At 71.6% G+C, this 26,234-nt stretch carries 1 protein-coding gene (cut by both window edges); it reads left to right on the top strand.

This entire window lies inside a single protein-coding gene on the top strand: locus ABD987_RS11085, encoding a toxin glutamine deamidase domain-containing protein. The 76,521-nt coding sequence extends 9,191 nt beyond the window's left edge and 41,096 nt beyond its right edge, so the window shows coding positions 9,192-35,425 (codon 3,064, partial, through codon 11,809, partial); the first complete codon in view begins at position 2. Both codon boundaries (start and stop) fall beyond the window edges.

Below are 26,234 nucleotides of genomic sequence, written 5' to 3'. Positions count from 1 at the left end.
GAGAGACGCGGACCTGTTCGGCGAGCTGCGGGAGCGGGGCCCTGGTTCGAGCTTCCGGGGCGGAATGCGTGACGCGCTGGCGACCCTGACCGGGGGAGGATCGCGGCCGAGCGCGGCTTCCCCGGACGCGCGGGGCCCCGAGCGTCCCAGCCTGGTACGGGAGCACGCCGGTGCGTGGGCACGGCTGCTGGCCGGGCCGGTTCCCGCCGGCGCGACCGGTGAGCTCGCGGCGGCACACCAGCGGTTGACCGACGAAGTGGCGAGGGCGCTGGCCGCCACGAAGTCCGGCCGCGACGACTGGGCCGCGGTGCGCAGGGCATGGGACAGCACGAGGTCGTCGCGGGAGAAGCTGCAGAAGCAGTACGAGAAGGCGAATCTGTGGCACCTGAGCGACGAGCAGGTCGAGAAGCTGAGGACCGACGATCGCTGGCTCGGCGACCTGCGGAAGACCGCCGAAGAGCTGGAGACCCGCAGGAACGCGAAGAGCTTCACGCCGGAGGTCGGTGAAGCCGCGGCGCGGGCGATGTCGGAGCAATGGCGCGCGGCCGGTTACCGCATGCTCTACCTCGGCGGTGTGCCGCTCGACGAACGCGAACGCGCCGTGTTCGACGACCTGGCCGAAGCGCTCGGCAACCGGGTCCAGAAGTCCAGCCGTGACGCGCAGTTCCGGGCGAACGCCAAGCTGGCCGCCGAGATCAGGAACAGGTTCTTCGAACTGCGCAGGAACGCGAGGCTGGACCTCGGCTTCCCCGGGGTGAGCGAACGGCTCTCCGCGTCGGACGAGTTCGGTGACATCGCGCGGCTGCTGGAGCACATCGAGCGTGCGCGCGCGGCCGATGTCGCGCTGGCGGAAGGCAAGCAGCGCGCGATGCTGGGGAGGAGCCTGGCCCAGCTCGGGCCGCTCCGGGAACCCGGCCACGGATTCGACCCGGCGAACGCGATGCTGTACGACCGGCTGGCCGGGCTGATGGCGCGTCTCGAAGCCGACCAGGAACACCACAAGGGCAAAAAGCAGACGGACGCCCGGAAGCAGCTGGACGAACTGCGGGCCGACGACGGTCTGCTCTCCCGGCTCGAAAAGCGGATCAACGGTGACGGCACTCGCCGGGTCGACTTCGCGGTGGGGAATCCCGGCGAGCGCGCGCGCCGGGTCGTCGAGGCGGGCGGACGGAGCAAGCAGGCCGCTTTCGAAGCGAAACTGCACGTGGCGATGCGCGACGGCGAACGCTTCTTCGCGAGCGGCACGGCGGAAGCCGCCTCCGCCCGGCGGTCCGCGACGGCGGCGTTCGGGCAGCGCCCGGGGCCCAGGCCCGAGAACGACTCCGCGCGCGAAGAAGAGCTGGACCGGTTGTGGGAGCGGATGATCGCGGCGGCGGCCGTGGACCCGGGCCTGGACGTGCCGTCCCTCCGCCGCGAGTTCGAGCAGCTTCGGGACCACGACGAGCCCGCGTCCCTTTTGGACAGTCTCGAAGCCGGGAAGCGGGGCAGGAGCGCCGATGACGCACATCGCCGTCGCGCCCGTACCGTGCTCGGCCCGCTGCACGACCCGGGCACCGGTGCAGCCGGTGCGCGGCGCGTGGCGACCTACCAGCGGCTGATCGCGGCCTTCGCCGAGGAACTCACCACGGACAACGCGTTCGTGGTGCGGGAGCGTCACCAGCACCTGCTGGGGCTGCTGGCCGGCTGGTTCAACGCCGACGGCGTCCAGCGGGTGAACTTCGGGTCGTCTCCGCACTCGGCGGTGAAACGGATGATTCCGGGGTCCGTCGAAGGAGTGGTGAGCAGGGCCGACGAGTTCCTGGACGGACTGATGACGCCCGAGCAGGAAACCGCGGCCCACACCGACACCGAACGGGAAACCGCGGAAAGGTATCTCGGCCGTCTGCCGGAGTCGCGCGCCGGTCCGGACCCGGGCGCCCGCGAGCCGCGACGGCTCCGGCAGCGCGCGATCCAGGCCATGGTCGCGCACCTTCGTGCACAGGGCGCGGAGCCGGAGCGGTTCGGTGCGTCGTTGGGTGAACGGCTCGCGGAACCGGCCGTCCACGACGAGGCCGAGGCGCGGGCCGCCTGGTTCCTCGACAAGCGGGACGGCACGCTCACGCGGGCGAGTCAGCTGCTCGCCGCCGCGACGACGAACGCGCGGGAAACCGCGCGTGGCTATGCGAATCTCCTGCTGGGGCCGGATCTCGCGGTGCGCGGTGACGCACAGCGGAAGGTACGCGCGGGCCTGGTCGATCACCTCGCCGCCGAGCTGATCGACGGCGAGGTGAAGGTGTACCCGAGCGAAGCCCGGTTGCGGAAGGTGTGGGAGGACAGCGCCGACGTCCGGCTTGACGCGCAGCTGGCACAGGTCGGGGACGAGAACGTGGACGGCCGTGCCGGCCAGGACAGCGGCTTCGCGGCCGGGTGGGATGAAGCCCTCTCGCGGATGGCCGCGGTCGATCGCGACGGGTTCGAACGTGCGGTGGCGGCCTTCGAAGACGTCCTGGACAACCCGGCGAAGGGCCCGCGACCGCTGCTGACCGGTAAGCAGCGCCCTGTTACCGACGCGACGTTGGAGGCGGCGCGCAGGTTCCTCGACCTGCGGACGCCCGAACAGCTGGCGGAGCGGTCGAGGCTGGGCGGCGAGCGGGCACAACGCTACTACCAGCAGATGGTGGCGATCGTCGCGCAACCCCTCCAGGAGGCCGCGGACGAGCAGGCGAAGGCGAACGAGCGAGGCATTCGATCCGGTCGGCGTGAGGAACACCGGCTACGTGCCCGGCGCGCGCAGGGCCGTGCGCGCCAGATCGCCGGATCGCTGCTGCACGGTGATGACGAGATCGCGGGCTTCGACCCGCTGTTCCACTGGCACGACCAGGACTGGGCCACGGACCAGCAGAACGCGCACACCGAGGAGACGTGGGGGGACTGGGAGATCGCGCCTCAGTACTCCACCAGTCGTCCGCCGTCCTACACCGAACGCGAGTCCACTTCGGAGTCCGGCGGGATGCGGGCCGCAGCGTTGCCGGGTGTGCTGGGTTCGGGGCGGAGGCTGGACGGGCCGTACGCGCCGGTGGGCGGGGTGAACCGGGAGAACTACGAGCGGAGTCCGGATGAGGGTTTCCGGACGAATTGTCTTCCGTCGGCGGTGGCGACGCGCAGTACGTTGGCGAGTGGGGTGGTGCATCGGGCGGGTCCGAGTGGGCCCCGGGATGTGGCCGAGTTGGAGCGGTCGGAGGGGTCCCGGTTCCGGAAGTCCGGGTTTGACGCGATTCGTGAGCAGCTTGAGTCTGAGGGCGCGAACGCGCACGGTTACGTGCTCGTCCAGGAGGCGAGCGGCGGGCTCGCGGACGTGTTCAACGCGCACGTGAGCCCCGAGGACGGGCGGGCTCGTTTCCTGAGTGGTCAGACGGGCCGGTTCATCGATCCGCCCGCCGATCACGGGTTGCGGGTGTGGTTCCTGCCCACCGCCAAGGCGCTTCCGGGCAGTGAGCCGCCGGGTGACGGTGCCGCGCTCGACGAGTCTTCGGAGGTGACCGGGATCAAGGCGGGCGCGCCACCGGCCGGGCAGGTCACCGTCCCCGACGTGCTGGACGCGCTGGAGGCCTACACCGGCAGGCCGGCGTCCGATTCGACGGGACCCGAGCTGCTGGGCCCGGACCTGCTCAACCTGCGACAGGCCCCGGAACCGCTGGAGGCGTTGCGGGGCAGGGGGGAGGAGCTGACCGCCCTGACCCCGGACCAGAACATCGGCTACCTGCGGAACATGGACCTGCTCCGGGGGCGGGAACCGAGCCGGGACGAGATGGATCCGGCGAACCTGCGCAACGACGACGGCATCGGGGTGCTGGAATCGGAATGGCCGGAAGACGAGATCGAGCACTGGGATGGCTTCGAAGAGTTCGACCTGAGCAAGCTTCCGGAGAAGCGGTCGATCCCGCTGATCCGGTTCGCCCAGTGGTTCGGTGGCGCGCTGCGCGAGGACGGTGCCGCGCGCAGCCAGTTCATGGCGAACTTCGGTGCCGCGGCACGGAAGTTCGGCACCGCACCGCACGGCTCCCGGATGATGTCGGTGCTGCTCACCGACATCCCCCGGCACCAGATCGAGCGGGTGCTGAACGAACCGCCGCCACCGGCGGGGCAGGAGGATCCGCTGGCCGGGGTGCGCGAGATGGTCTCGTGGGCGCGGGGCCTGCCGCACACCGTGCTGGTCAACGTCGGCGAGGTGTTCAACCGCGAAACACCCATGTCGTTGCAACCGCACTTCGCCACGGAGATGCACAAGAACTCCAAGCTCGGCTTCGGCGCGGCCAGCGACATCAGCCGCCTGCACTTGGATCGCTTCGGCGGCCTGTACGTCGACGGCGACAACGTCATCAATCATCTGCGGGACCCGCAGGACGTGCTGGACTCCCCGCACGGGTTCGCCATTCAGGCGTCGCACGATCCGGTCACCGGCTACCGCAGGGCGGGGAACTCGGCGCTGACGATCGTCCAGGGCCATCCGTTCTGGCAGTTCTACCGCGACCAGCTGGACAGCAACTACCTGCTCACCCAGGACGAACTGCTGGACAAGTCGTTCGAGGAGGAACCTCCCCAGAGCCGTGACGAGGTCGAGAGCACGATCGACCAGCCGCTGCTGAGCATTCGCCGGAATTCGATCCTGCCGCGCACCGGACCGGACATGCTGTGGGATCTGCTGGATTCCGTCGACTACACCAACTACCCGGAAATGCACGGGGTCACCATCAACAGCGCGTTGAGCTGGGTGCCCACCGGTGTGCCGGTGCACGACACGCTGGTTCGCGCCGACGACCCGGTCGGCACCGCGGAGCTGACGGCCGCCGTCACGCACACGCTCATCCGTCAGCTGCACAACCGGTCGGGCGATCTCGACCTGTTCGCGGTCGAGTCGGCGATCCGCAAACACGAGAACCCGGATCTCGTGCTCACCTCCGCGATGCGGTTCATCGCCGCCCGGCCGGAGCTGCGCCTGATCACGCGGACCATCACCGACCAGCGCCGGGACGGCCCGGAGGCGCGTGTCTTCCCCCTGCCGCGGGAAGTTCGCGACCTGCTGGCGTTCGAGCAGGGCAGCGAGCACAGCTGGTCCCTCGGCGAGGGCACGCGCCCGGTGAAGCTGCTTCCGGACCCCGGAGCGCAGGCGATCGAGCAGCTGCGCCGGAACTTCGACACCCTTCCGCACACGCCACGGGAGCGCGAAGAGTTCGAGCGGCGGCTGCGCGCCGTCCGGCACGATCCGGCCCGCGCACAGCCGCTGATGGCGGAACTGCGCGAGAAGCAGCTGGACGAAATGCTGGGGTGGCAGGACGACACGCGTGACGCCCTCGCGGAAGGGCGCGACCCGGTCGACTTCCACGTCGACGGAACTCCAGGGGGGTACACGGCCGACACCGGCGCGATGCTCGGCACGGAATACGAGGGGCAGCTCCTCCAGGACGACTTCGACCAGTCGCTCCAGAACCTGGCCGCGGACCTGCGGGCGGAGGGGTTCATCGACTGGACGAACGGTCAGGCCCTGCCGGATCAGCAGAAGCACCTCTCCAGCCGGCGGCACCAGCTCGTCAACGAACCAGCGCACGAGAACGGGCTCGAAATCGTCCCGCCGGCGCGGACCGGTGGCCGCGACGGATGGCAGGAACGGGCCGAACTGCTGCGTGTCATGCGAGAGCACAACGTCGTCATGGACACCACCGGTGGGCACATCAACGTCAGCTTCCCCGGCCGGTCGATCGATCCGGAGGCCGCGCTGGCGGTGGCCGAGTTCGTCAAGGCCTACGAACGGACGCTGTACCAGCTGGGCAACCCGCCGGCGAGCGCGCGGCAGCGGCGGACCACCCAGGTCGGGCCCACCCCGATGCCACCGCGCCCGGAGGCCGTGCGCTCCCTCGATGACACGCGGAAACTGAACTGGGACAAGAACGACGCGGTGAGCTTCCGTCACGTCGCGCATCCCGATCCGAAGCAGCGGCGGGTCGAGTTCCGGCTGTGGAGCGGGACCGACGACCCCGCGGTGTGGCAGGCGCGCGCGGAGCTGAGCTTCGCGATCCTGCGTGCCGCGATGGACGATCCGGAGTTCGTCCGGCGGAAGGCCCACCGGCTTCGCCTGCTCGGCCGCGGCGACCCGGGCCTCGACCGGCGGACCCAGCTGGCCGAGCTGCTCGACATGCTGGACGAACTGCGCCTCTCCCCGGCGGCGGTCAAGCAGCTGGTGCAGCTGCACGCCCTGACCGACCCGTGGACGGTGGACCGCGCGGACGACGCGTATTTCCGGACCGCGGCGGTCGGGCTGCCCGGCAATCACGGCGTGGTCTTCCCGAGGCAGGGCGTCGGCGAGGAGGCGGTGACCCAACTCTCCTACGCGGTGCCGCGGTACCCGGACACGCACGTCGTGATCGCCAGTACCGGCAGGGACGAGCACGCGGCGTCCTTCGTCCCGGCGTGGGACGGCCGGAACCTCGACTTCGACAGGTTCTCCCTGCTGCTGCTCAGCAGGCTGAACCGGAGGTCGGGCCGGACCGTGGCACTGGCCGTGGCCGGGGACGGGGACACCGCGGCGCTCGGGCAGACCGCGTCGGGCCGGTTGAAGCGTCGGCGGATTCTCGTGCCCGCCGAAGGCAACCACGCGTTCCTCGGCGACAAGGACCGGATCCAGGTGCGGCCGGAGGCGGGCCGGGGCGACGTCCCGGCCGGTTGGGACCTCTGGGAGCAGGGCAAGCGGATCAGGACCCTGCCCGTGGCGGACCTCGGCGAGGCGCTGGGCCTGCTGGCCGAGCCGGCCGGGGTGTCGGCGATGGAGGGTGTCGAGGCCGCCGCGTTGCCGGGGGTGCTGGGTACCGGGCGGAAACTGGACGGGCCTTACGCGCCGGTGGGCGGGGTCAACGGGGAGAACTACGAGCGGAGTCCGGATGAGGGTTTCCGGACGAACTGTCTTCCGTCGGCGGTGGCGACGCGCAGTACGTTGGCGAGTGGGGTGGTGCATCGGGCGGGTCCGAGTGCTCCTCGGGACGTGACCGAGCTGGAGCGGTCGGAGGGGGCGCGGTTCCGGAAGTCCGGGTTCGACGCTATTCGCGAGCAGCTTGAGTCTGAAGGCGCGCACGCGCACGGTTTCGTGCTCGTGCGGGAGGGCGATGGGGTCGCGGACGTCTTCAACGCGCACGTGAATCCCGAGGACGGGCGGGCCTACTTCATCAGCGGCCAAACGGGTCGCTATGTCGACCCGCCCGCCGATCACGGGTTGCGGGTTTGGTTCCTGCCGACCGCGAAGACGCTTCCGGGCAGTGAGCCGCGAGGTGGCACCACGCTCGACGAGCCTTCGGAAGTGGCCGGGGTCAAGGCGGGTGCGCCGCCTGGCACCGGGGAACAGCGGTCCGACGGGGAGTCGTCCGGGTACGACTCCGATCTGGAGCGGACCAACGCGCCGCCGGCGGACGAGGCACCGGACGTGGCCATGGCCGACGCCGATACCGCACGAACCCCGTCCGCGGAGTCGATCGTGGAAGCGATCTTCGGCGACCCCGCGCCGTTCCGCGATCCCGCCCATCCGTTGCGGCAGCAGGCTTTCGCGCTGTACACGGCACACCGGCAGCTACTGGAGGGCTGGCCTTCCGCCGGTTCCGCCCACCCCGAGGAGGAATTCGCGCGGATCTGGCACGACCCGGGCCTCGTGGCCCTGCGCGCGAACTTCGAAGCGAACCTGCCCGGCGCCCCTCGCCCGGTGCGAGACGACGAGGTGGACGAGTTCCGTGACCTTTCCGGCCTGCGTGGCGAACTGAAGCGGCTCGGCCACGATGCGGCCGGGCCCCGGACGCTCCCCGCGGTCTATCCGTTGGTCGAGGGCTGGCTGCTCTGGCACATCCCTGCTCCGCTGCAAAGCCATCGAGAGCGGGAACTCGTCCGGGACACGGTGCTCGCGGTGATCGGCAGGTATCCCGATGTGGACTGGAACCAGCCGTCGGGGGACGCGCTCGCCCTCGTGGAACGGCTCGGCACCGCGATCAACCGGTTGCACGCCCATTACGACCTGCCGGTCGGGGTGGCCCTCGCCAGGGCGCTGGGACAACGCTGGGAGGACCGGTTCGACGAGGCCGACGACGTACTCGCGAATCTTGACGACGAGGCGAAGCAAAACGCGTCGAAGGCCGCCGAAGCCGCTCTCGGCACCCTGGGTACGTCGAAGCTGAGCAAGCGGGTGCTCGACGCGCACGCGGCCGCACTGTCCGGGTGGCTCGAGGACCACCTGGTGCGCGACGGCTCGGTGGAGGCGTTCCAGGCGAGGTGGAACGACCCGGTGCTCGCCGAAATGCGCGCGGCGTTCCCCGGCGGCTCTCACACCGAGGCCGGGGACGGGGTCACCGGGTTCTATTCCCGTTCCGCGCGCTGGAATTCGATCCTGCGTACGGTGGGCCAGCTGCCCGCGACCCGCACCCACGACAGCCTGCTCGAACAGGCCGAGACGATGCTGGGGCTCGGGGAGCACCGGGCACGCCTGGCGGACCCGCACACCCGGCGCGCGGTGGTGCTCCTCGATCAGATGATCGACGCGGTGGCGCGTGCGAAGGTGCTCGACCAGCGGCTCGGCCGGGCGCCGGAGCACCCGGACAGCGGACCCTCGACCGCGACACGGCTCGGTACGGCCTTCAAGGAGGCTCTCGGCAAATGGGGCGACGGGAGCGACACCGCCAGGGAGGAGGTCGCGGACGCGCTCGACCTGATCGAGATAGAGCACGAAGCGGCGTTGCTCGCCGGGTCCGCCTTCCTGCGGCAGGAGTCCGACGAGACAGGTCTGGCACAGCAGCTGGTCGACGCGGCACATCCGGCGACGCACCAGGACGAGGTCGCGAAGACCGTGCTCGCCGACATCACCGCCGTCGTCGGTGCCCGGCTGCGCGCCGGGATGTCCGCGGTGGACGCCCGCGAACTGGCGCGCTCGCTGCGCCTGGACTTCGAGGCGCTGCGAGCGGATCCGTCGGCGGCACAGGCCCAGACGCTCGTCGAGCGGATGGCGCTCGACGAGAACGTCGCGTACGTCCACCCGAGCGGGCCCGCCACCGGATGGACGACCGACGAAACCGACGAGGACCGGATCGGGAACGCCCGCGACGACCACACCGAGGATCTCGCCAATCTGTGGGAGGCGGTCTGGGCGATGCCGCTGGCGGACCGGCGTGCGCGGTTCGCCTTCGGCAAGGCGGTGTTCGGGGAGGACGTCGGTACCGGGCTGACCGAGGTCGGTGAGGACATCGTGCGCGACGTGGTCCTCATGCACGGGGACATGATCGGCGACTGGTTCGACGCGCTGCCGCTCGACGGCGAGCAGATGCGCGATCCGCTGGCGTCGGGGGAGGGCAGGAAGTTCGAGCGGCAGTGGAAGGCCCTGGAGTGGCTGCGGGAGGTGGCGCCGACCCGGACGGAGCCGACCCTCGCGGACGTTTCCAACGCCGTGGAGACGCTGACCGCGGCGAACCGGCTGGGCGCACAGCTGGCCCGCGGATTCACCGAGGTCGCGGGCCTGCGCGAGAAGGCGGACAGGTGGCGCGCGGACGCGCGGGCGATGCTCGACCTCCCCGATGCCTCCCGCGCGGGCCGGGACCCGCGCGCGGACTTCGTCGAGCGGGTCCGGCACCAGGAGGGCAACACCGGCGAGGTGGAGTTCTCGACCGACCACATCGAGTTCTCCCAGGAGGCCGAAGCGCGTTTCGAGCGTGAGCGCGCGGACCGGCGATTCGACCTCGCCGAAGCCAGGCTCACCGGCGAGGCCCGGGAGCGTGCCGACGTCCTGCGGGCCGCCATGACCGACCTCGTCGCCTACGAGACGTCGAAACTGCGCGCCGCTCCCGGTTTCGGATTCGGCGCGGCCGAAGAGGGGGACCGCGCGACGCGGCTCGCCGGTGACCTGCGGGAGCAGTACCGGCGGTTGCTCGAACAGGGCGCTTTCGACGCCGAGAACGACGAACGGCGGCGCGCGGTCTACCGGATCGGGAATCGCCGATGGCTGACCGAGGCGCGCACGTCGCTCGCCCTTCCGGACCTGGAGGCCGGCACCCCGCAGGAGCGGCTGGGCGAGCTCATGACCAACCTCCTCGCCTACGTCGGCGCCTGGCGGCCGTCGTGGGCGGCGTCGCTGGTCGACGAACTCAGGCTGGACAGGAAGAACGCGGAGAACCCCGGGGACACGGTCCCGCTCGACGAGCACGAGCGGCTGCCCGGGGACGCGGATCCGGTCGCGCCGCTCGCCAGGGAGCTACGCGACAAGTTCCGGCGGACACAGGACGAGAGCGGGTCCTTCAGCGACCTGGGTGTCCTGAACCGGCTGTACGAGCGGTACGGCGACTGGATGCGGCGCGCCGAGAACGTCTGGACCACCCTCCCCGAGGCGCGGCACGCGATGGCCGAGATGGACGCCGAGGCGGACCGGCGGCTGAACGAATGGCGCGAGACCGGAAAGCGGCACCTGAGCCTGGACCGCGATGATCCCAGCCTCGCGGAGCTCGACATGTACGACGTCTTCGCCGAGATGGTCGGCCAGCGCTGGCATGCCGGGGAAGGGGCACTGGCGGCCTCCCGGTATCGGGCCGTGCAGCGGACGCGGACCGTCGGGGTGGGCCAGGAGCGGCATTGGGACACCCGGCTGGAGTGGCGGAAGAACGGTCGTCAGGTACTGGGCGACGAGCTGGATCGTGTCGACGAATCGGCGGCGGCGCTGGCGGAGTGGCTTGCCTCCCGTGTCCAGCGTGCGCCGGGCGAGGACCTGCGGAGCGTCAGCCGCATCCTGCGGAACAAGATCATCGAGGCCTTCGACCATTCGGCCGCGGCACCCATGACGCAGCGGAATGCCTGGGTCCGAAAGGGACACGAGATTCTCGGGACACCGAGGAAACTGCGGGACGGACCGCGCCGGCGTAACCTGGGCATGCTCGCCCTCGCCGTCGGAAAGCTGGCCGAAGGGGCCGACGCTCCCCGGTACCAAGGGCGTCCCACCGCCGACGAGCTGAGCACGCTCGCCGTTCGGCTCGACGTCGACGGTCAGGCCGCCGCGCACGTACTCGCCGAACTGGCGGGCAACTCGGACGAAGCCCCCAAGTTCCTGCGCGCGGACCTCAAGCGGGCCAACGACGCGATCGCCTCGGCGACCGAGACGGAACGGCAGCAGTGGCGGGACGCGGGAACGCCGATCCTCCGCGACGCCGGGCTTTCGCCGCGGCCGAAACTCGCCACCGTCGTCGGGTTCTGGGCGGTGGGCAACTATCCGGGGCGCGCGACGAACCTGGCCTTCGCCAAGGATCTGGAGAGCATTTTCCGGACCTTCGCGGCGCCGTTCTCGCCGCCGCTGCAGGTGGTGCAGTCGGCGGCCATCGCCGCGGCGGGCGATCGTGGTGAGCCCACGGCGAACCTGCGCGCCACCAACGAAGACCTCGGACTGGACTCGGAGCGGAACCGGCTGGACAACGAAGCCGCCGAGTCGCCCGCGCCCGGCGACGTCGAGATGCGGGAAGCCGGGACCGGCGACACACCGCGCCTTCCGGCCTCGGACGGGGAATCGCTCGATCAGGAGATGACCGACGCCGAGCACGTTCCGGACGCGGCCGACACTCCGCGCCGTCAGCCGGGCGAGGAGCCACCGCCCTACCCCGGGCACTCCGATCCGCACGATCAGTCCGGTGTGGATGGTCGGGAAACGACCGGCGGCACACCGGAATCGATGTCTTCGCCGACCGAGGTGGGCTCCCCCGGCGCCTACGTGCCCGAGGTCATCCGGGAGCTGGGAGGCCGGGCCCGAGAGGCGGTGCGGCTGCTCACGACGCTGGACGCGGCGACGCGGCGCGACCGGTTGCGGGCGGCCAAAGACGTGCTGGGCAGGCCGCGGGCCGGCACGGGCCGGGACCTGTTCCCGGAGAATCCGGAACACGTCCTGCGCTACGAGCAGCTGAAGGAGGTGCTCGCCGCGGGCTGGGTCGCCGGGGACACCGTGGACGGGAGCCGGGTCTGGGACGAGACCGCCGATCTGCGCCGTGGGCTGGAGTACTGGTTCAACGAGGACGGTCACCGGCGGGTGCGGTTCGACGTCTCGTGGGAGCACGCGTCCCGCCGTCGCGGACTCGAGACCGACGCGGAACAGGCGAAGTTCCTCGAAACCTGGCAGGGCCACCTCGACCGCGGCAGGCAGTACGTGCGGTCCGGCGATCCCGGGGTCGCACGCGCGGTCGACCGGGCGAAGGCCATGCTGGACGAGCCGCCGCTGGTCGAGGAGGGCCAAGGCCCGCTCGCCGGCAGGCAGCGTGTCCTGTGGGAGAGCATGGTGGGGGCCGTCGCGCACGAAGCCGCCACCGCCGGCGTCCTGGATTCCCCCGCCGAAGACTTCCTCGCCGCCGCCGCGGCGGGGGACCTGACCCGGTTCACCGGGCCCTGGCTCACCGCGGACAACGGACGACGGCTGGGCGACGCCGCCCGGCGGCTGGAGGCGTTCGCCGCCGACGCGGGCCCCCACGCCGGGGAAAACGTGCTCAAGGAGGCGGAAGCCGATCTCCGGCGGCGCCTGCGTGCCCAGGCGGTCCGCACGAACGTCTCGCCGGAGCGGGTCGAGCAGGCGCTGGATCAGCTGGACCCGGAGCCGCGCCGCGTTCTCACCACGCTCGCCGCCGGTCACCTGCTCGCCGAGCGGGAGATCCGGGCGCTGGCGGCCCGGATGTGGCTCGACTTCGTGGATCTGCACCAGGCCGGGATCGAGGACGCGCACCAGCGGTTCACCACGGCGGTCCAGCGATTCGGGGACCAGCGCGGGGTCCTGGAGAACATCGCGCGGCGGCAGGGCGAAGACGCGGTGACCGCGTTCCGCCACGACGCGGAGAACTTCCTGTGGGAACAGAAGCCGGTGTGGGTCCAGGGCGTCGGTCCGGACCGCGAGACGCACGAGAAGGTCCTCGACGACCTCGTCACGCTCGTGGCGGGGAAGCTGACCCGGAACCTGAACCGGGCGAAGCTGTGGGACGACCTGTCCGAGGTGCGGCGAACCGCGCAGGAACTGCTCACCTGGACGAAGTACGGGCAGGTACCGCAGCATTCCGACGTCGATCTGACGCGGAAGAGCGAGGGCCTCGGCAGGGTCGGGTACGACGCCGCGCAGCGGGACCTCGTCTCGCGGATCCGGCGGTTCCGCGCCTACTGGGCGGCGGACGTCGAGAAGGGGCGAAAGGATCTGCGCGACCTCGACGCGCAGGAACGGCAGGCGGTGCTGTCCGCCGCGGCGGACGAGCTCAAACTCACGGACCCGGACTGGTTCCCGGCCAGTACCGAGGTGGTGCGGCCGGGCGGGACTCGCTGGCCCGCCGGGATCAACGACGCGGGGCTCGCCGAACTCCGGGACGAGCTGACCTTCCTGGCCGTGCCGGCCATCATCGTCCTGCGCGGGATCCACCACCAGGGCGACATCGACGACGCGCAGCGCTTCCTCGACTGGCAGAAGTCCCGGTACGACGAGGAAACAAAAGCCCAGAGGTCCGTCCGGTCGCCGGAAGAGGAACGTCAGCACACAGCCGCGTGGAAGGAGTCGCTGCGACTGGACCGGTACTGGCACGACGAGGCCGTCCGGCTCTCCGAGGAGGTCGGGGACCAGCTCCGCGCTCTGCGTGATGCCGGCCGCGCGCTGGCAGACGTCAGGACAGAGCTGGACCGGCGGCGCGACGACCTGCGGCGCAGGCAGGACGCGCTCGACACCGCGACCGCGACGACCCGGCCACAGCGGGACGCGCTCAGCCGGGAACGGAGCGCGTACCAGCTGGACCGTGCCCGGAACGACGCGGAGCTGCGGGCGAACCAGGCCGAGCAGGACAAGCGCGTGGCCGTGCTGGACCGCCTCGACTCCGACCGCGACCAGCTGGACCGCGAACGGGACTGGCTCGACGAGGAGGAACAGGCGGCGACGCCACCTTCGCGGTACGACGCGCCGGAGCGTCTGGAGCGCCTTCGCAAGCACATCGAGCGCAGGCAGGCGCGCATCACCGACGAGTCGCGGGGGCGTGCCAAGACCCTCGAATCGCTCGCGGACATCCGTGAAGCGATCTACCAGGGTCCCTGGGGGCAGCCGGACCTCCGCGTCGGCACCGTGATCCACCACGACCAGCAGTGGTCGGCGCACAACCGGAACACCGGTGCGCAACGGGACTCCGACCGCCCGGCGTACTCGGAAGCGGCACAGCAGAGCGAGCCGCCCGGCTACCCCGGGGAAGCACCGGAGGACACCGAACAGGTTTCCGAGCACGCCTCCGCGGAGGAGCTGGCGCTGCGGGAAATGCGTCACCAGCGCGAGGACCTGTTCCGCTGGGCCGAGGACGTCCTGGCCGGGCACCCCGGGGACGCCGGATCTCTGCGAGAGCGGGCCGAGCAGCTCCTCGATTTCCCGGCGCTGACCGAGGAACGGCATCAGCGTCCCGGGATCCTCGACGAGTGGGAACGGCTGCGCCGCCGGATGACCGACCTGCTCGCCGCGCTGCTCCCGCAGCCCGCCGGGGAGAACACCGCCCGGCTCGCCGCCGCGCGGTTCTGGATCGACGCGTCCGGTGCGGGGATCATGGACAATCTGGTCCCGTCGCTGGGCTACCTGGCCAGGCGGATGCGGGAGGGTGTGCCGGCGTCGGACGCGCGGTTCCACCGGCTGAAGATGCTGCCGTGGCTCGCGCCCCGCGAGGGCCTGCCCCGCGAGGAGCTCGAACGCCGGCGGCCGGTCCACCACCTCGTGCTCGACGCGCTGGGCTATCTGTCCTATCAGGACCGTGACTTCGCGATGTCCCACGTGCCCTCGATCGCCGCCGAGCTGAAAACCGGCAGCATCGAGGTGATCCACCAGGGCAGGGTGCCCCGCGACCTCGCGCACGAGTCCCTCGACGAGCTGTTCGACAACGCGGTCGAAGACAGCGGCGACCGGCCGGACGCGCACGCCGCTCCGGTGGGGCTCGAGACTCGCGCGGCGGCGGTCCGCGAGCTCCTGTCGGCCATGGAACCCGGACGGCGGCGGTCGCTGGAGTCCGTGGTGGACGAGATCATCCAGCGGGAGCGCGACCGGATCCCGGCAACGCATCCGCGTGCGCGGCGCGCGGCCGAGGTCCGCATGGTCCTGATCGGCCGGCTGGACCAGCGCGTGCGCCGGACCGGTGAGGCGCCCCGTGCGTCCCTGGAGCCGACGAGCCCGGGGTATCGCGACGCGGCCAGCGTTCTCGACCGCCTCCTGCCGCCGGAACCGCACACCCGCAACCGGTTGCGGGGCGTCTGGGGCCGGCTGGTGCCGATCAACCGCCAGAACTTCCTGGACGGTGTCCGGGGAGCCATGACGAACTGCTTCTCGGCCACGGTCGCCGTGTTCGAGACACTGGGCGGGTCGGTGCGCACCGCCGCCCTGGAGGGACCGCGGCGGGCCCTGGACCTGGAGAGCTACTTCGGCTCCCGGTTCGCGCGCGTCGCCGGGCTGGACGAGGTCACCAGGACCATGGTCGACCGGGACCGGAACGAGCGCGCGCACGGTGTGCTGATGACCGTGCGGGACCGGGGCGGCCCCGGCCACGCGATCAACGTCTACCGGGACCGTCGCGGCCGCCGGGTGCACTACCTCGACGGCCAGTCCGGTGAGGTCAAGTACCTAGCGGACGTGGCGGCCGACGGGACGGTCACCTACCGCGACGGTGCGGGAAGCCTGATCCAGCCGGACCGGAACCACCAGACCTGGTTCATGCCGACCCGGGCGGTGGGCAGTGTTTCCGAGGGACGGGACCGTCGCCCGGCCAGCCGCGTCCGCGACATCCGGATCCAGGGCCCGCCCGCCGAGGGCCGGGAACCACCCGCGAAGCGGGCACGCCGCGAGTCCGAGCCGGAGCGGGCCGGCGCGACGCCCGCCGGGGGCACCGCTTCCGGCGCGCGGGGTGAACGGGATCTCGACTGGGCCGATCAGATGATCGTGGACCTGGAGGAACCGGAGGAAAGGTCCGGAGAGGGCGGGTACACCCCGCGGCCGCATCCGACCGAGTGGACTCCCTACCTGCTGCGGCACGCGGACTGGTCCGCGCGTCAGCGCTTGGCCGGGGCCAAGCTGGACGACGACACCCTGGCGGGGCTGAAGCGGGACGCCGCCGGCCTGCTGGCGCGCACCCAGCACCCGGCGAAGGTCGCGCCGTACGCCGGGGAACTGACCTCCGTCCTGATGTGGGCGATGCACGAAAGCGGTGATCGGACCGGAGCGCCGGGCACGGCGGCCTTCGAGCGGGCGATGCGGATCGGCCGGGGTATCGGGACCACCTGGACGACGACGGACTTCCGGGCCGCGCTCCATGAGGCGCGGGACGGCTGGACCGAGGAACGCCTGCGCGCCATGCAGGATTCCGCGCGGCAGTACGGCGAGCGGGTGCTGGCCGGTCTCCGGCGGCGGAACCTCCCTCCGGCCGGGGCGGCGCTCGTCGCGGCCAGGACGCAGGCCGAGTACGGCGTTCCCGCCGAGGACGTCGTCATGGGCATCGCGTCGTCGCCGTGGACGGAACAGGACCTCGTGGCGGCGGGGAACGCGGCGAAGGGCTACGCCTCCGGTCTCGACGAGCAACAGCTGGCCATGACCAAGCACTACACCGGCCGGGCCCTGAACCGGTACTTCTCGCTCGCGCGCTTGGGCAACCGCGGTCTGGTCGGCAGTGTCGGGCCGGTGCTCGCGCGGATCTACGCGCAGGCCGTGCGTTCGAGGGACAGCACGCTGCTGCTGCAGGCGGCGGTGGTGGCGCAGGCCATCCGGGACGATCTGGGCCTGGGACTGAGCCGTCAGGAGATCCACGAAGCCGCGGAGGAGACGCGGGATCTGCAGGCCGACCAGGAGGAGCAGGGCGAAGATCTCGATGAGCGGGAGCTGTTCAAGCCGGTAACCGATGCGGACGAGGCCGGGAAGCTGGACCGCGCACTCGGGGCGTTCGACATGGACACGGGCGATATCGCGGACGCGATGGCGCACCTGATCAAGCCGGGGAACGAGGCGTACGCCCCGTTCCTGCAGCTGAACATCATGGAAACGCTTCGGAAGGCCCACGAAGCGGTGTCGGACGACGAGGTTTCGGCCGCGGTCGATTACCTCACCGCGTTCGGCAACGACGATCTCGTCCACCGGACGGCGGAGGGCGAGTTCGGCCCCGGAACCGGCCGACGTCCACAGTGGACTCCGGCGCTGCTCGACAGGCTGGCGATGGTCAGCGGTCTTGGCTCCTTCCCGGGATCTCATTTCGCGAAGGACTACGTGCTGAGGCTGGCCGATCCCGACATCCGCGGCCAAGCCGAGTCGGTCGTGTCGGCCGCGTTGAACAAGCGTTCCGCCAACGTGTCTTCGGGACGGATCGACAGCACCGTCGCGAACCTCCTCGGGCTCGCCGACGCGGTCGCGGGGCTGACCAACGACCTCGTCGCCGACCTCACCGGGATCGACCCGGCCGGGTTCGGTCATCTCGGCCCGCTCCAGGAATCCGGCAGGCTCGAGCGCCGCGCCGCCCCGGAGCGCCCCGAGCAGCCGGAGACGAGTCCGGCCCGGCAGCGGTTCGACGCGGAACTCGGGCGTCAGGCCCGTGCGGGGGTTCCCTGGGAATCCTGGGTTTCGGTGTGGGAGCAGCTCGGGAACCTGGTCCACTTCGGTGTCGCGCAGCTGAAGGGGATTTCGAAGAGCGACCTCGCCTTCGTCGCGATCAACCGGTTGAGCCGGGACCCGTCGCGGACACCGGCGCAGGTCGTGGACGAGCTCGCCCACGAGCTGGCGGTCAAGCGGGTGGGGCGGCTCGGCGGCGGGCCGAACCGGACTCCGCTGGAGTGGACCCCGGAACGGGTGCTGCGCGAGGGCAAGACCGCGGCGAGTGCGGTGCGGGCACTGCGCGGGTTCGACGAGCGACTGGCGGACGAGCTGACCAGGCTGGCCACCCAGATCGTCGACCAGGCGCGGGTGTTCACCGGCCCCTACAAGAAGCCGCGCGGTGCCAGGCCCGGAAGCCTGATGGAGAACGAAGAGCTGGCGCCCCGGCTCAGGCAGCGTCCGCCCAATCTGCACTGGCGCGCGCCGATGATCCAGCTCGTCGCCCAGCGGCTCATCGAGTCCGGCGTCACCGCGCCGAACATCGACCAGGCCACGGCCCTGTCGCACGAAATCGGCGGAAAGCTCGGCGTGGCAAGGAAACCGAGGCCGGCGCTCGGGTACCCGCCGCTGCGGCCGGGTGACTACCTGGAAGCCGAACTGGGCAGGAGCACCGAACCGGGCGCACGCCGCCCGGCGGCGGGCCCGTCCAGGCAGGAACCGGTGACGACGGACCGGACGGCGCCGTACATGCGGTACTTCGAATCCGAAACGCCGTCCGGAAGCCAGATGACCGAGGACGCGGGACCGGCGGCCGGCGACCCGCGGCGCGCGGGCGCCCCCGACCACCGCGCGACCGCTGCCGAGATCCTGGCGGAAGCGGGTGACGTCGAGAAGCTGCGGGAGGAGAACCCGGTCGGCTATCAGGAAGCCGTCGACGTCCTCGTCGAGCGGTTGAACCGCGGCGCCGCCCGGGAGGTCGTGGTCGGAGATGCCCAGGACATCTTCACCGGGTTCGACGCCCGCGCCGACGGGCTTTCGTCCCCGCCGGTGACCGGGCGCTCGGGAATCACGGTGGCGGGCGTCGACGACATCGCCAGGGCGGCCGAGGCACTCGGCGAGATCGACACCACCGGCGTACGGGAACTGTTCGACTCCATCGATATGCGCTACGCCGACGAAGATCCCTACGCCCGGCAGGCACTCCGGCTCGTGGCCGCCGAGGCCCGGCATACCCCCCGCCCGCAACTGGACTGGTACGTCGCGAATCTGAGCCGCCTTTCCGGCTCGGTGAAGCCGAGCTGGGTGCTCCAGCAGAAGTACCGTGGCCGTCTTCGTGGCGGTGCGCCGGGGCAGGGTGACCGGCCGGGTATGGCGCGGGAAACGGTCGACGCGCGACTGAACACGCAGGACTTCGAGAACGCCCGTACCGCGGCCGGGGACGAGCTTCGCGAGCTTTCGGAGGAGGAGCGGGAGACGCTGCTGGCGCACGCCGACCAGCTGCTCGCGGAGTTCCCGGTGCTGGACTGGGTGCAGCGGTGGCGGCTGCGGGAGAAGACCGCGTGGGAGATCCACGAGAGCGATGGGGCGCGGGTCCGGGCGGAGCTGGAACAGAGTTTCGGCGCGGGGTCGTCGTTGCGGCGGGCATGGCGGCCGGAGCGGTTGACCGACGTGGCCGCCCGGGTCGACCGGCAGCTCGCGGAGAGCGGGAACGCGTTGTCGGCGGCGGACTTCGCGCGGGCGGACAGGGTCATCGCGGCGGCGTTCGAGGACGGGCACCTCAGCGACGCCGACCAGCAGCAGGCACCGGAGGTGGCGGCGGCGATCCGGAAGGTGATCGCGGGGACGGTCCGGCACGCGGGCTGGGTGAACGCGCTGGCCGTCGCGGACGAGATCGCCGCCGACCGGGGCAGCGCGGCACGCGAGGAAACGGCCGCACGGCGGGAGATCACCGCGTCGCCCGCCGCCGGGCCGGAGAGCGTTCGCCGGTACCCGGACGGCCGGGTGAAGCTGATCGCGGCCCATGCCAGGGACGCCGACCTCGCCGAGGGGCGGGCGCCGTATGCCGAGGAGGCCGTCGACGGGCTGGCGAAGGCGATGGGGGACACCGGGATCGAGCAGTACTCGCGGATGGATCCGGTGCTCGGGTCCGCCACCCGGGTCGCGGCGCCGGAGTTGCGGGACGCGATCGTGGTGCCCTTCGACCTCGGGGACGACCTCGCCGATCCGGAGCTGCGGGAGATCTACGGGAAGCGGGGTGACGCGGCGGCGCTGAACACCTGGGCTCGGCTGCGCGCGCTCGACGAGCACGGCGAGCGGCCGCTGGCGGTGCTCGGCGTCGACGCCGGTTTCGCCCGCCAGTTCGTCGACACGCTGGCGGCGCTGGGGCAGCGCGGCCCGGTGTTCGTCCCGACCACGCAGGTCGGCCTGAGCGCGGGAGGCCGGCTCGTCCTCACCGGCAACGGTGAGTTCGTCGCCCACGACTTCGGCGGCCACGTCCCGCCGGTGTACTCGGACGCGGCCGCGCAGGAGGCGGCGCGGGCCAGGGTGGAGCAGCCGAAGATGGTCGGCGGCGCCGACTGGTCGGAGCTGCGGGAGGCCGTGCTCGACCATCTCGGCGCGGACGCGGAGCGCTGGCGCCGGGCGGTCGAGGTGCAGATGTCGGACGCGAACCTGAACGAGCGTTTCGCGGAAAGCCGGGACCACAGCGTGGTCGTCCGGCTGGGACACCGGGCGAACGGTGGTGGGCCCGAGTTCAAGATGAAGCTCAGTGGTCTGGACCTCTTGGAAACGCTCGGCCGGGGCACGGCCGACTTCACCGGCGAGAAGACGATCTATGACGAGACGTCGAGTTCCGCGAAGGAGACTCCGCAGACCGGGACCGGTTCGCCCTGGATCCAGATCCCGGTCCCGATCGGGCCGGTCAGTGTCATCTTCAAGGCCAAGCTCGCCGGGCTGCTGAACACGATGAGCTCGCGGATGGAGGCCGGGTGGTCGCGCAGGCGCACGGTCCGGACCACCGAGCGCGACGTGCCGGTGACCAACGGCCGGTACCGCGCGCGGTTCGAGGTCACGGCCATCAAGCCCCGGCGGTTCCCGTGGACGAGCCAGAAGATCTTCCGGCTGCCGTCGGTGTCCACCGAACTGACGCTCGCCCGGCGGGATTCGGCGGGCCGGGAGGAGAAGGCGGTCGATCCGGCCGCCGTCGAATCCGCCGACCTCGTCGGGATCGACGGGATCTACGACCTGTTGTCGGAGCGGTTCGGCGGGTTCGCGGCGAACGACCCGAAGGCGGCGCACAAGGGCTCGTGGCCGGCGGCGGCGAGTTTCGAGGAGTGGCTGGCGAAGCTGGAGAACATCGCGCCGAAACTGTTCTCGGGCGAGATCGCGGAAGGAACCTTCAAGTTCGCCGGGAAGGGCGGGCCGAAGACGGTCCGCGTCGGGATCCGCCGTCCGGAGGGGCCGATCACCGCGGTCCGGTCGTGGCCTGTCGCCCGGGCGGCGCGGACCCGGCACACCGAGGGCGTCTCGGCGGTCGGGGCGACCGACACGGGGACCGTGACGGGCGGCTGGGGCTTCTGGGTCGGTGTCGGCGAGTTCGCGGCGCCGGTCACCGGGGTGGCGCTCGGACCGGTGATCGACCACTCGGTCACGGACGCCTCGCGCGACTCGGCTTCGCCGTTCACGGAGTTCTCGCGGGATCTGACCACCGAGGAGTCCGTGACCTCGTTGCGGACGCCCGTGCTCTTCGACGTGTGGGTGGAGGACCACGCGCCGGCGGCCGACGGGTGGTGGTCGAAGATGTTCTCCCGCCGGGAAAGGACCGTCGAGCCGACGGGCAGTGTGGAGGGGCTGGCGATCCTGCGGGAGCGAGAAGAGCCGGAGGCCACCTCGCGCCCCGGGCAGATCGACGAGTTCGACCAGCTCACCAGGTCCGACCGGGAAACCCGCGAGGCGCGGGACGGCGAGGACAGGGCCGGGTTCGCCACCGACCGGGCCGACGACCCGGTGGGGGCCAGCGCCCACGACGTGCCCTACCGGGAGAACGCCGAGGTCGAACTGCCCACGCTGACCGCGAAGACGTGGGCGGTCCAGATCGCCCAGCGGCTACAGGAAAAGGGCGTGATCGGTGGCTCCTCGGTGCTGCGGGTGGGCGCCGACAAGGCACAGCGGCTCGGCCGGAGCCTGGCCGCCAAGACCTCTTCGCCGGCGCGGACCGACGACGTGGAACTCGTCGAGTACCGGCCGCGCCGGTCCGGCGGCCCCGGCGAGTCCGGTGAAGAGGACGTGCCGCTGGAGAACAGGGCACCCGTCCGGGCACGCCCGGAGCGGACGCGGGGCCCGATCGCGACCGACGACCTGCCGGTGCTGGTCCGCCGGATCGAAAACTTCCTTCACGCCAACGCGGAACACCTGGCGCTGAACAGGAACGGCCTCCGGATCCCGATCAGCGAGTGGTACGACGGCGCGCCGGACGAGCGCGTGCGCACCAACCTGGACGCCACCGGGGCCCGGCTCGTGTCCGCGGCGGGCGGGCGGCTCGACACCAGCCTCACCGGCGGGTTCAAGCAGAGCACGGGCCATCGGAAGACGACCGAAACCAAGGCGGGTATCGGTGGGCTCGCCTACGGGATCGTGACCGCCGCGGTCGGCATGTTCAACTGGTTCGAGTTCCACGCGAGGGGAACCAAGTCCACGTCGGCGGACACCGAGATCGGGGAGGCGCACGACCGCGGGTACCGGCGGTCCGGCGAGGGGCCGCAGCACAAGTTCCTCTACCCCACGACGCTCGACGTCCTGTCCGACGGCCGGTGGTCGCGGCTCGCCCCGACCCAGCCGGAACCGGGCGCCCCGGAAGCCGGGAAGCCGCCGAGGATGCTCGTCGAGGTCACCGCGTCCGAGGTACCCGGCCGGTTCCCCGGGATGACGACGAAGTCCGCCGACACCCCGTGGGACGCCCGTCCCCGGCCCACGCGGCGGGAGGAAGAGGCGTACCTGCCGACCACGCCCGAAATCATCGAGAAGAAGCCGATCCCGAGCCCGGCGACCGCGCTGTCGCAGATGTTGCGGGCGCCGTCGTTCGCGCGGTGGCAGGTGTGGCTGCGGCCGTTGTTCGGGGGACCGCCGAAGGAGTTCGACGAGCCCGCCGGCCACGCCAAATCACCGGCGGCCGCGCTGACCACCCTGGACATCGCCGAGAGCCGTGAGCACCAGACGGCCCGGCTGCGGTCGATGACCGTCGGCGAGAAGTTCCGGTTCGAGCGGTACGGCAGGCGTGGCCTGCTGAGCCGCTGGAAGCTGTCCGGGGAGGGCGAGCTGTCGCTGCGCCTCAAGAACGCGAAGATCGTCGGGGCCGTGGAGGAGCGCGAGGTCACGCGGGAGCAGTCCGCGACGGTCGACATCAAGAACGCCGACGACAGGGGTTACGGCGCCGACGTGGAGGTCTTCGGCGCGCCCCTCATGGCCATCCCGCCGGTGACCTACGTCGGCCCCGGCGGGGTCGTCTCCGGCGACGTCCGGCGGACGAACGGGAACGGCACCGAGGACAAGGTCAAGGAATCACACCGGCGCACCCACCGCGAACGCCAGTACCAGGTCAGGTACGACGGGGTCTACCGGGTGCGGACCACGAAACGCCGGTCGCTGCTGGACATCTGGAACATGTGGCACGACCGGCCCGCCTACGAGGCGTCCCGCTGGGTCGACGTGCCGGACGCGGTGACGGTCTGGGTGCCCGCCAGTGAGATCCACCAGGTGGGCAGGCTGACCGGCGACGGCGTGGACCGGCTCGCCCCCGAGGACCGGAAACGGTACACCGCGGTGCATCCGGAGCGGACACCGAAACGGCCGGAACGGCAGGAGCGCACGACCGGCGAGCGGGTCCCGCCCGCCGCGCCGGGGGACTGGACCGCTCGCGTCGAGCGCGCCCGCTCCCACCTGGCTGGCCTCGACGCGGACGCCGGGGACGGGCTGCGAAGCACGGCCGACGGCCTGCTGGCCGACAACGGCGTGCCCGCCGGCCTGCCCAGGGCCCAGGTGCGCGAGGTGGTGGCGCACGCGTTCGCCACCGGCGGTATGGACGAGGCGACCCGGGTGCTGACGGATCCGTTCGGCCTCGACGGCTCGCGGGAATCCGAGCAGGAGCCGTCTCCCCGCGTCGTCGACCTGGACGACGCGGGCGACCCCGTCGACCCGGTCGACGAGCGAGGCACCGGGACCTCGGCCGAATCGCTGGTCCCCGCCGTGCCCGCCGAAGTGGGCCGCGGCGTCGGGACGATGGAGCTCTACGACCCGGCGAGGACGATCCCCCTGCTGCTCGCCGGTCTCCGGGAGGCACTGGACGCCTCGGCCGGGGAATGGTCCGCGTACAGCCGGCGGGAATGGGCGGAGCGGAATCCGATCTCCCAGCTGGCGGCGCAGCTGTTCTCCCGGGCCTTCGCGGACGCCGAGCCGAAGCCGGACTGGCTCGGCAGGACGCTCGGCGAGTTCACCCAGCGGATGATCGACCGGGTGAGTTCGCAGCTCGGCCTCGCCGGTACCGAGGCGATGGTCTCGGCGGCGATGAACGGGGGGCACTCGATGGTGAACTACCGCCTCACCCGTGAGCACCGGTTCGAGCAGTTTCTCCGGTTGCGCCTGATCGCGGGCCCCGGCGAGTACCTCGACACGATCACCGGGGTGTCCGAGGTCAGGAGCAGCGAGACGGTGCGGGGGCGGTCGAACACCGTGGCCACCACCTCCGGGCTCGCCGGCAGCGGCGGCGTGCTCTTCTACAACGCCAACGGGCCGACCGGGCCGGGCAACCTGACCAACATCCTGGTGACCGCGAAGGTCAAGCGGAACTCCGAAAACGGTGAGTCGGTCGAAGAAACCGTCACCGTCGAACTGAGCACCCAGGACGACGAGGCCGAGCGGTTCCTGCACGATCTGCGGGCGATCGTGGAGGTCTATCCGAAGGCGGAGCCCGGTACCTACCTGAAGGCGTTGAAGGCCGTCGGGCTGCCGGTGTCGGTCGCCGAGTTCGGCGCGCCGAGGGTGCACCGGTTCCCGTTGCCGGGCGCGGGCCGCTCGACCGTTTCGAAGAACGAACTGGCGCTCAGGTCCCTGGAACCGCTGAGCGTGCGGCGTGGTTCCTGGCTGCGGTGGCGGCGGCAGCAGGGCCTCCCGCCGGGATTCGGCAAGGACACGAGTGTCTACGTCTACCGTGAGTTCCGGAAGCCCAGGCTCGACGACCGCGTCACGGAGCTGCTCACCGGTCAGGTCACCGGGATGGTCAACCGGCCCCGGCTGGGCCCGGAGGCGGCCAAGGCCCTGGTCATCGGCACGATGGTCGCGCAGCTGAGCGCGAACCTCGCCGCGCTCGTCAGCGCGCGGGGGTACCGGATCCGGACGCCGGGCGACGTGCTGCGGCACGTCGACATCCAGGCCGACTTCTCCCGCGTCGAAGTCCTCGGGATCGTCGACGACCCGGTCACGGCCGGCGGGTCGGAGCGGGAGAAGATCGAGCACAGGTCCGGAGTCACGATCGACACCGTCCAGTCGTTCGGCGCCGACGTGCGGGCGATGTCCATCAACGAGAGCAACGTCCGGACCGCGGCCGGTGGGCCGCTCGAGTTCGCCAACCCGCTGGGCAGCGTGCCCGTCTACGAGGCGAACGGCGAGCACACGACCAAGCGCGATCGTCCGGCCGGTGACGGCCGGTGGTACCTGGTCAAGCTCGCCGCCCCGCACTACCGGCTCACCCCGGAGTACCTGATCGAGGGACCGGCGGCCTGGAACGAGCCGATCAGGACCGGCGCGGACGAGTCGTTCTTCGTCGTCACCGATGCCCGCGGCCTGGCCGACTTCGGCCTGAAGCCGCCGACGGGGCCCGTGACCGAGGACACCGAGCCGAGCGGCGCCCGGACCCCGCTGGCGCCGATCGCCGAGGAGGAGACCGCTCCCCTCGGCGAAGACCGGGAAGCCGAGGTGCTGGAGGAGACCGAGCCGGACCTCGCCCCGGTGGGACGTGACCCGGAGTCCACCCGCGACACGACCCCGCCCGCTCCGGTGGCGGACAAGGCTCCCGCGTCGCCGAAGACGGAGCCGAAGAAGGCCACCGGGCCGCCCGCCGTCGATCTGGACGAGGCGCGGAACAACCGGCTGCGCGAGCTGGGCCTGCGGTTGTCGCGGACCCCACCGGACGGCGACTGCCTTCCCCACGCGCTGGAACAGTCCGCGTGGGCGCGCGGGCTGGACTGGACGGAAATGCTGGCCGCTCGCGGGGTAACGCCGGACGTGGCGGGCGCGCGTGAGCTGTTCGCCAGGGAGTTCGTCCGGCAGTACCTGCACAATCCGGACCTGTTCGGCGGCGACGTCGACGCCGACCACGAGATCGGATACGCCCGGCTGGCCGAGGCCATCGAACAGGCGAAGGAAGCCAACCGCGATGGCAGGCCCTATGCCGGGGACGAGGAGCTGGCCCGGTTCGGGTCGGACCGCACGCCGGAGTCGGTCGCGTACCAGATCGCCCGCCTGGGCAGCTGGGACAACCCCGGTGGTTTCGTGACACCGGGCATCGCCGCCACCGCGCTGGGCGTGGACCTCCACGGCGTCGGCGCGGCCCCGGACAGCGGCCAGGTCTTCCGCACCAACCTGTCCACGCAGCTGCGGACGA

Source organism: Amycolatopsis samaneae, assembly GCF_039541975.1.
GTDB lineage: Bacteria > Actinomycetota > Actinomycetes > Mycobacteriales > Pseudonocardiaceae > Amycolatopsis > Amycolatopsis samaneae.
This window is presented reverse-complemented; position numbering and strand designations above follow the sequence as displayed.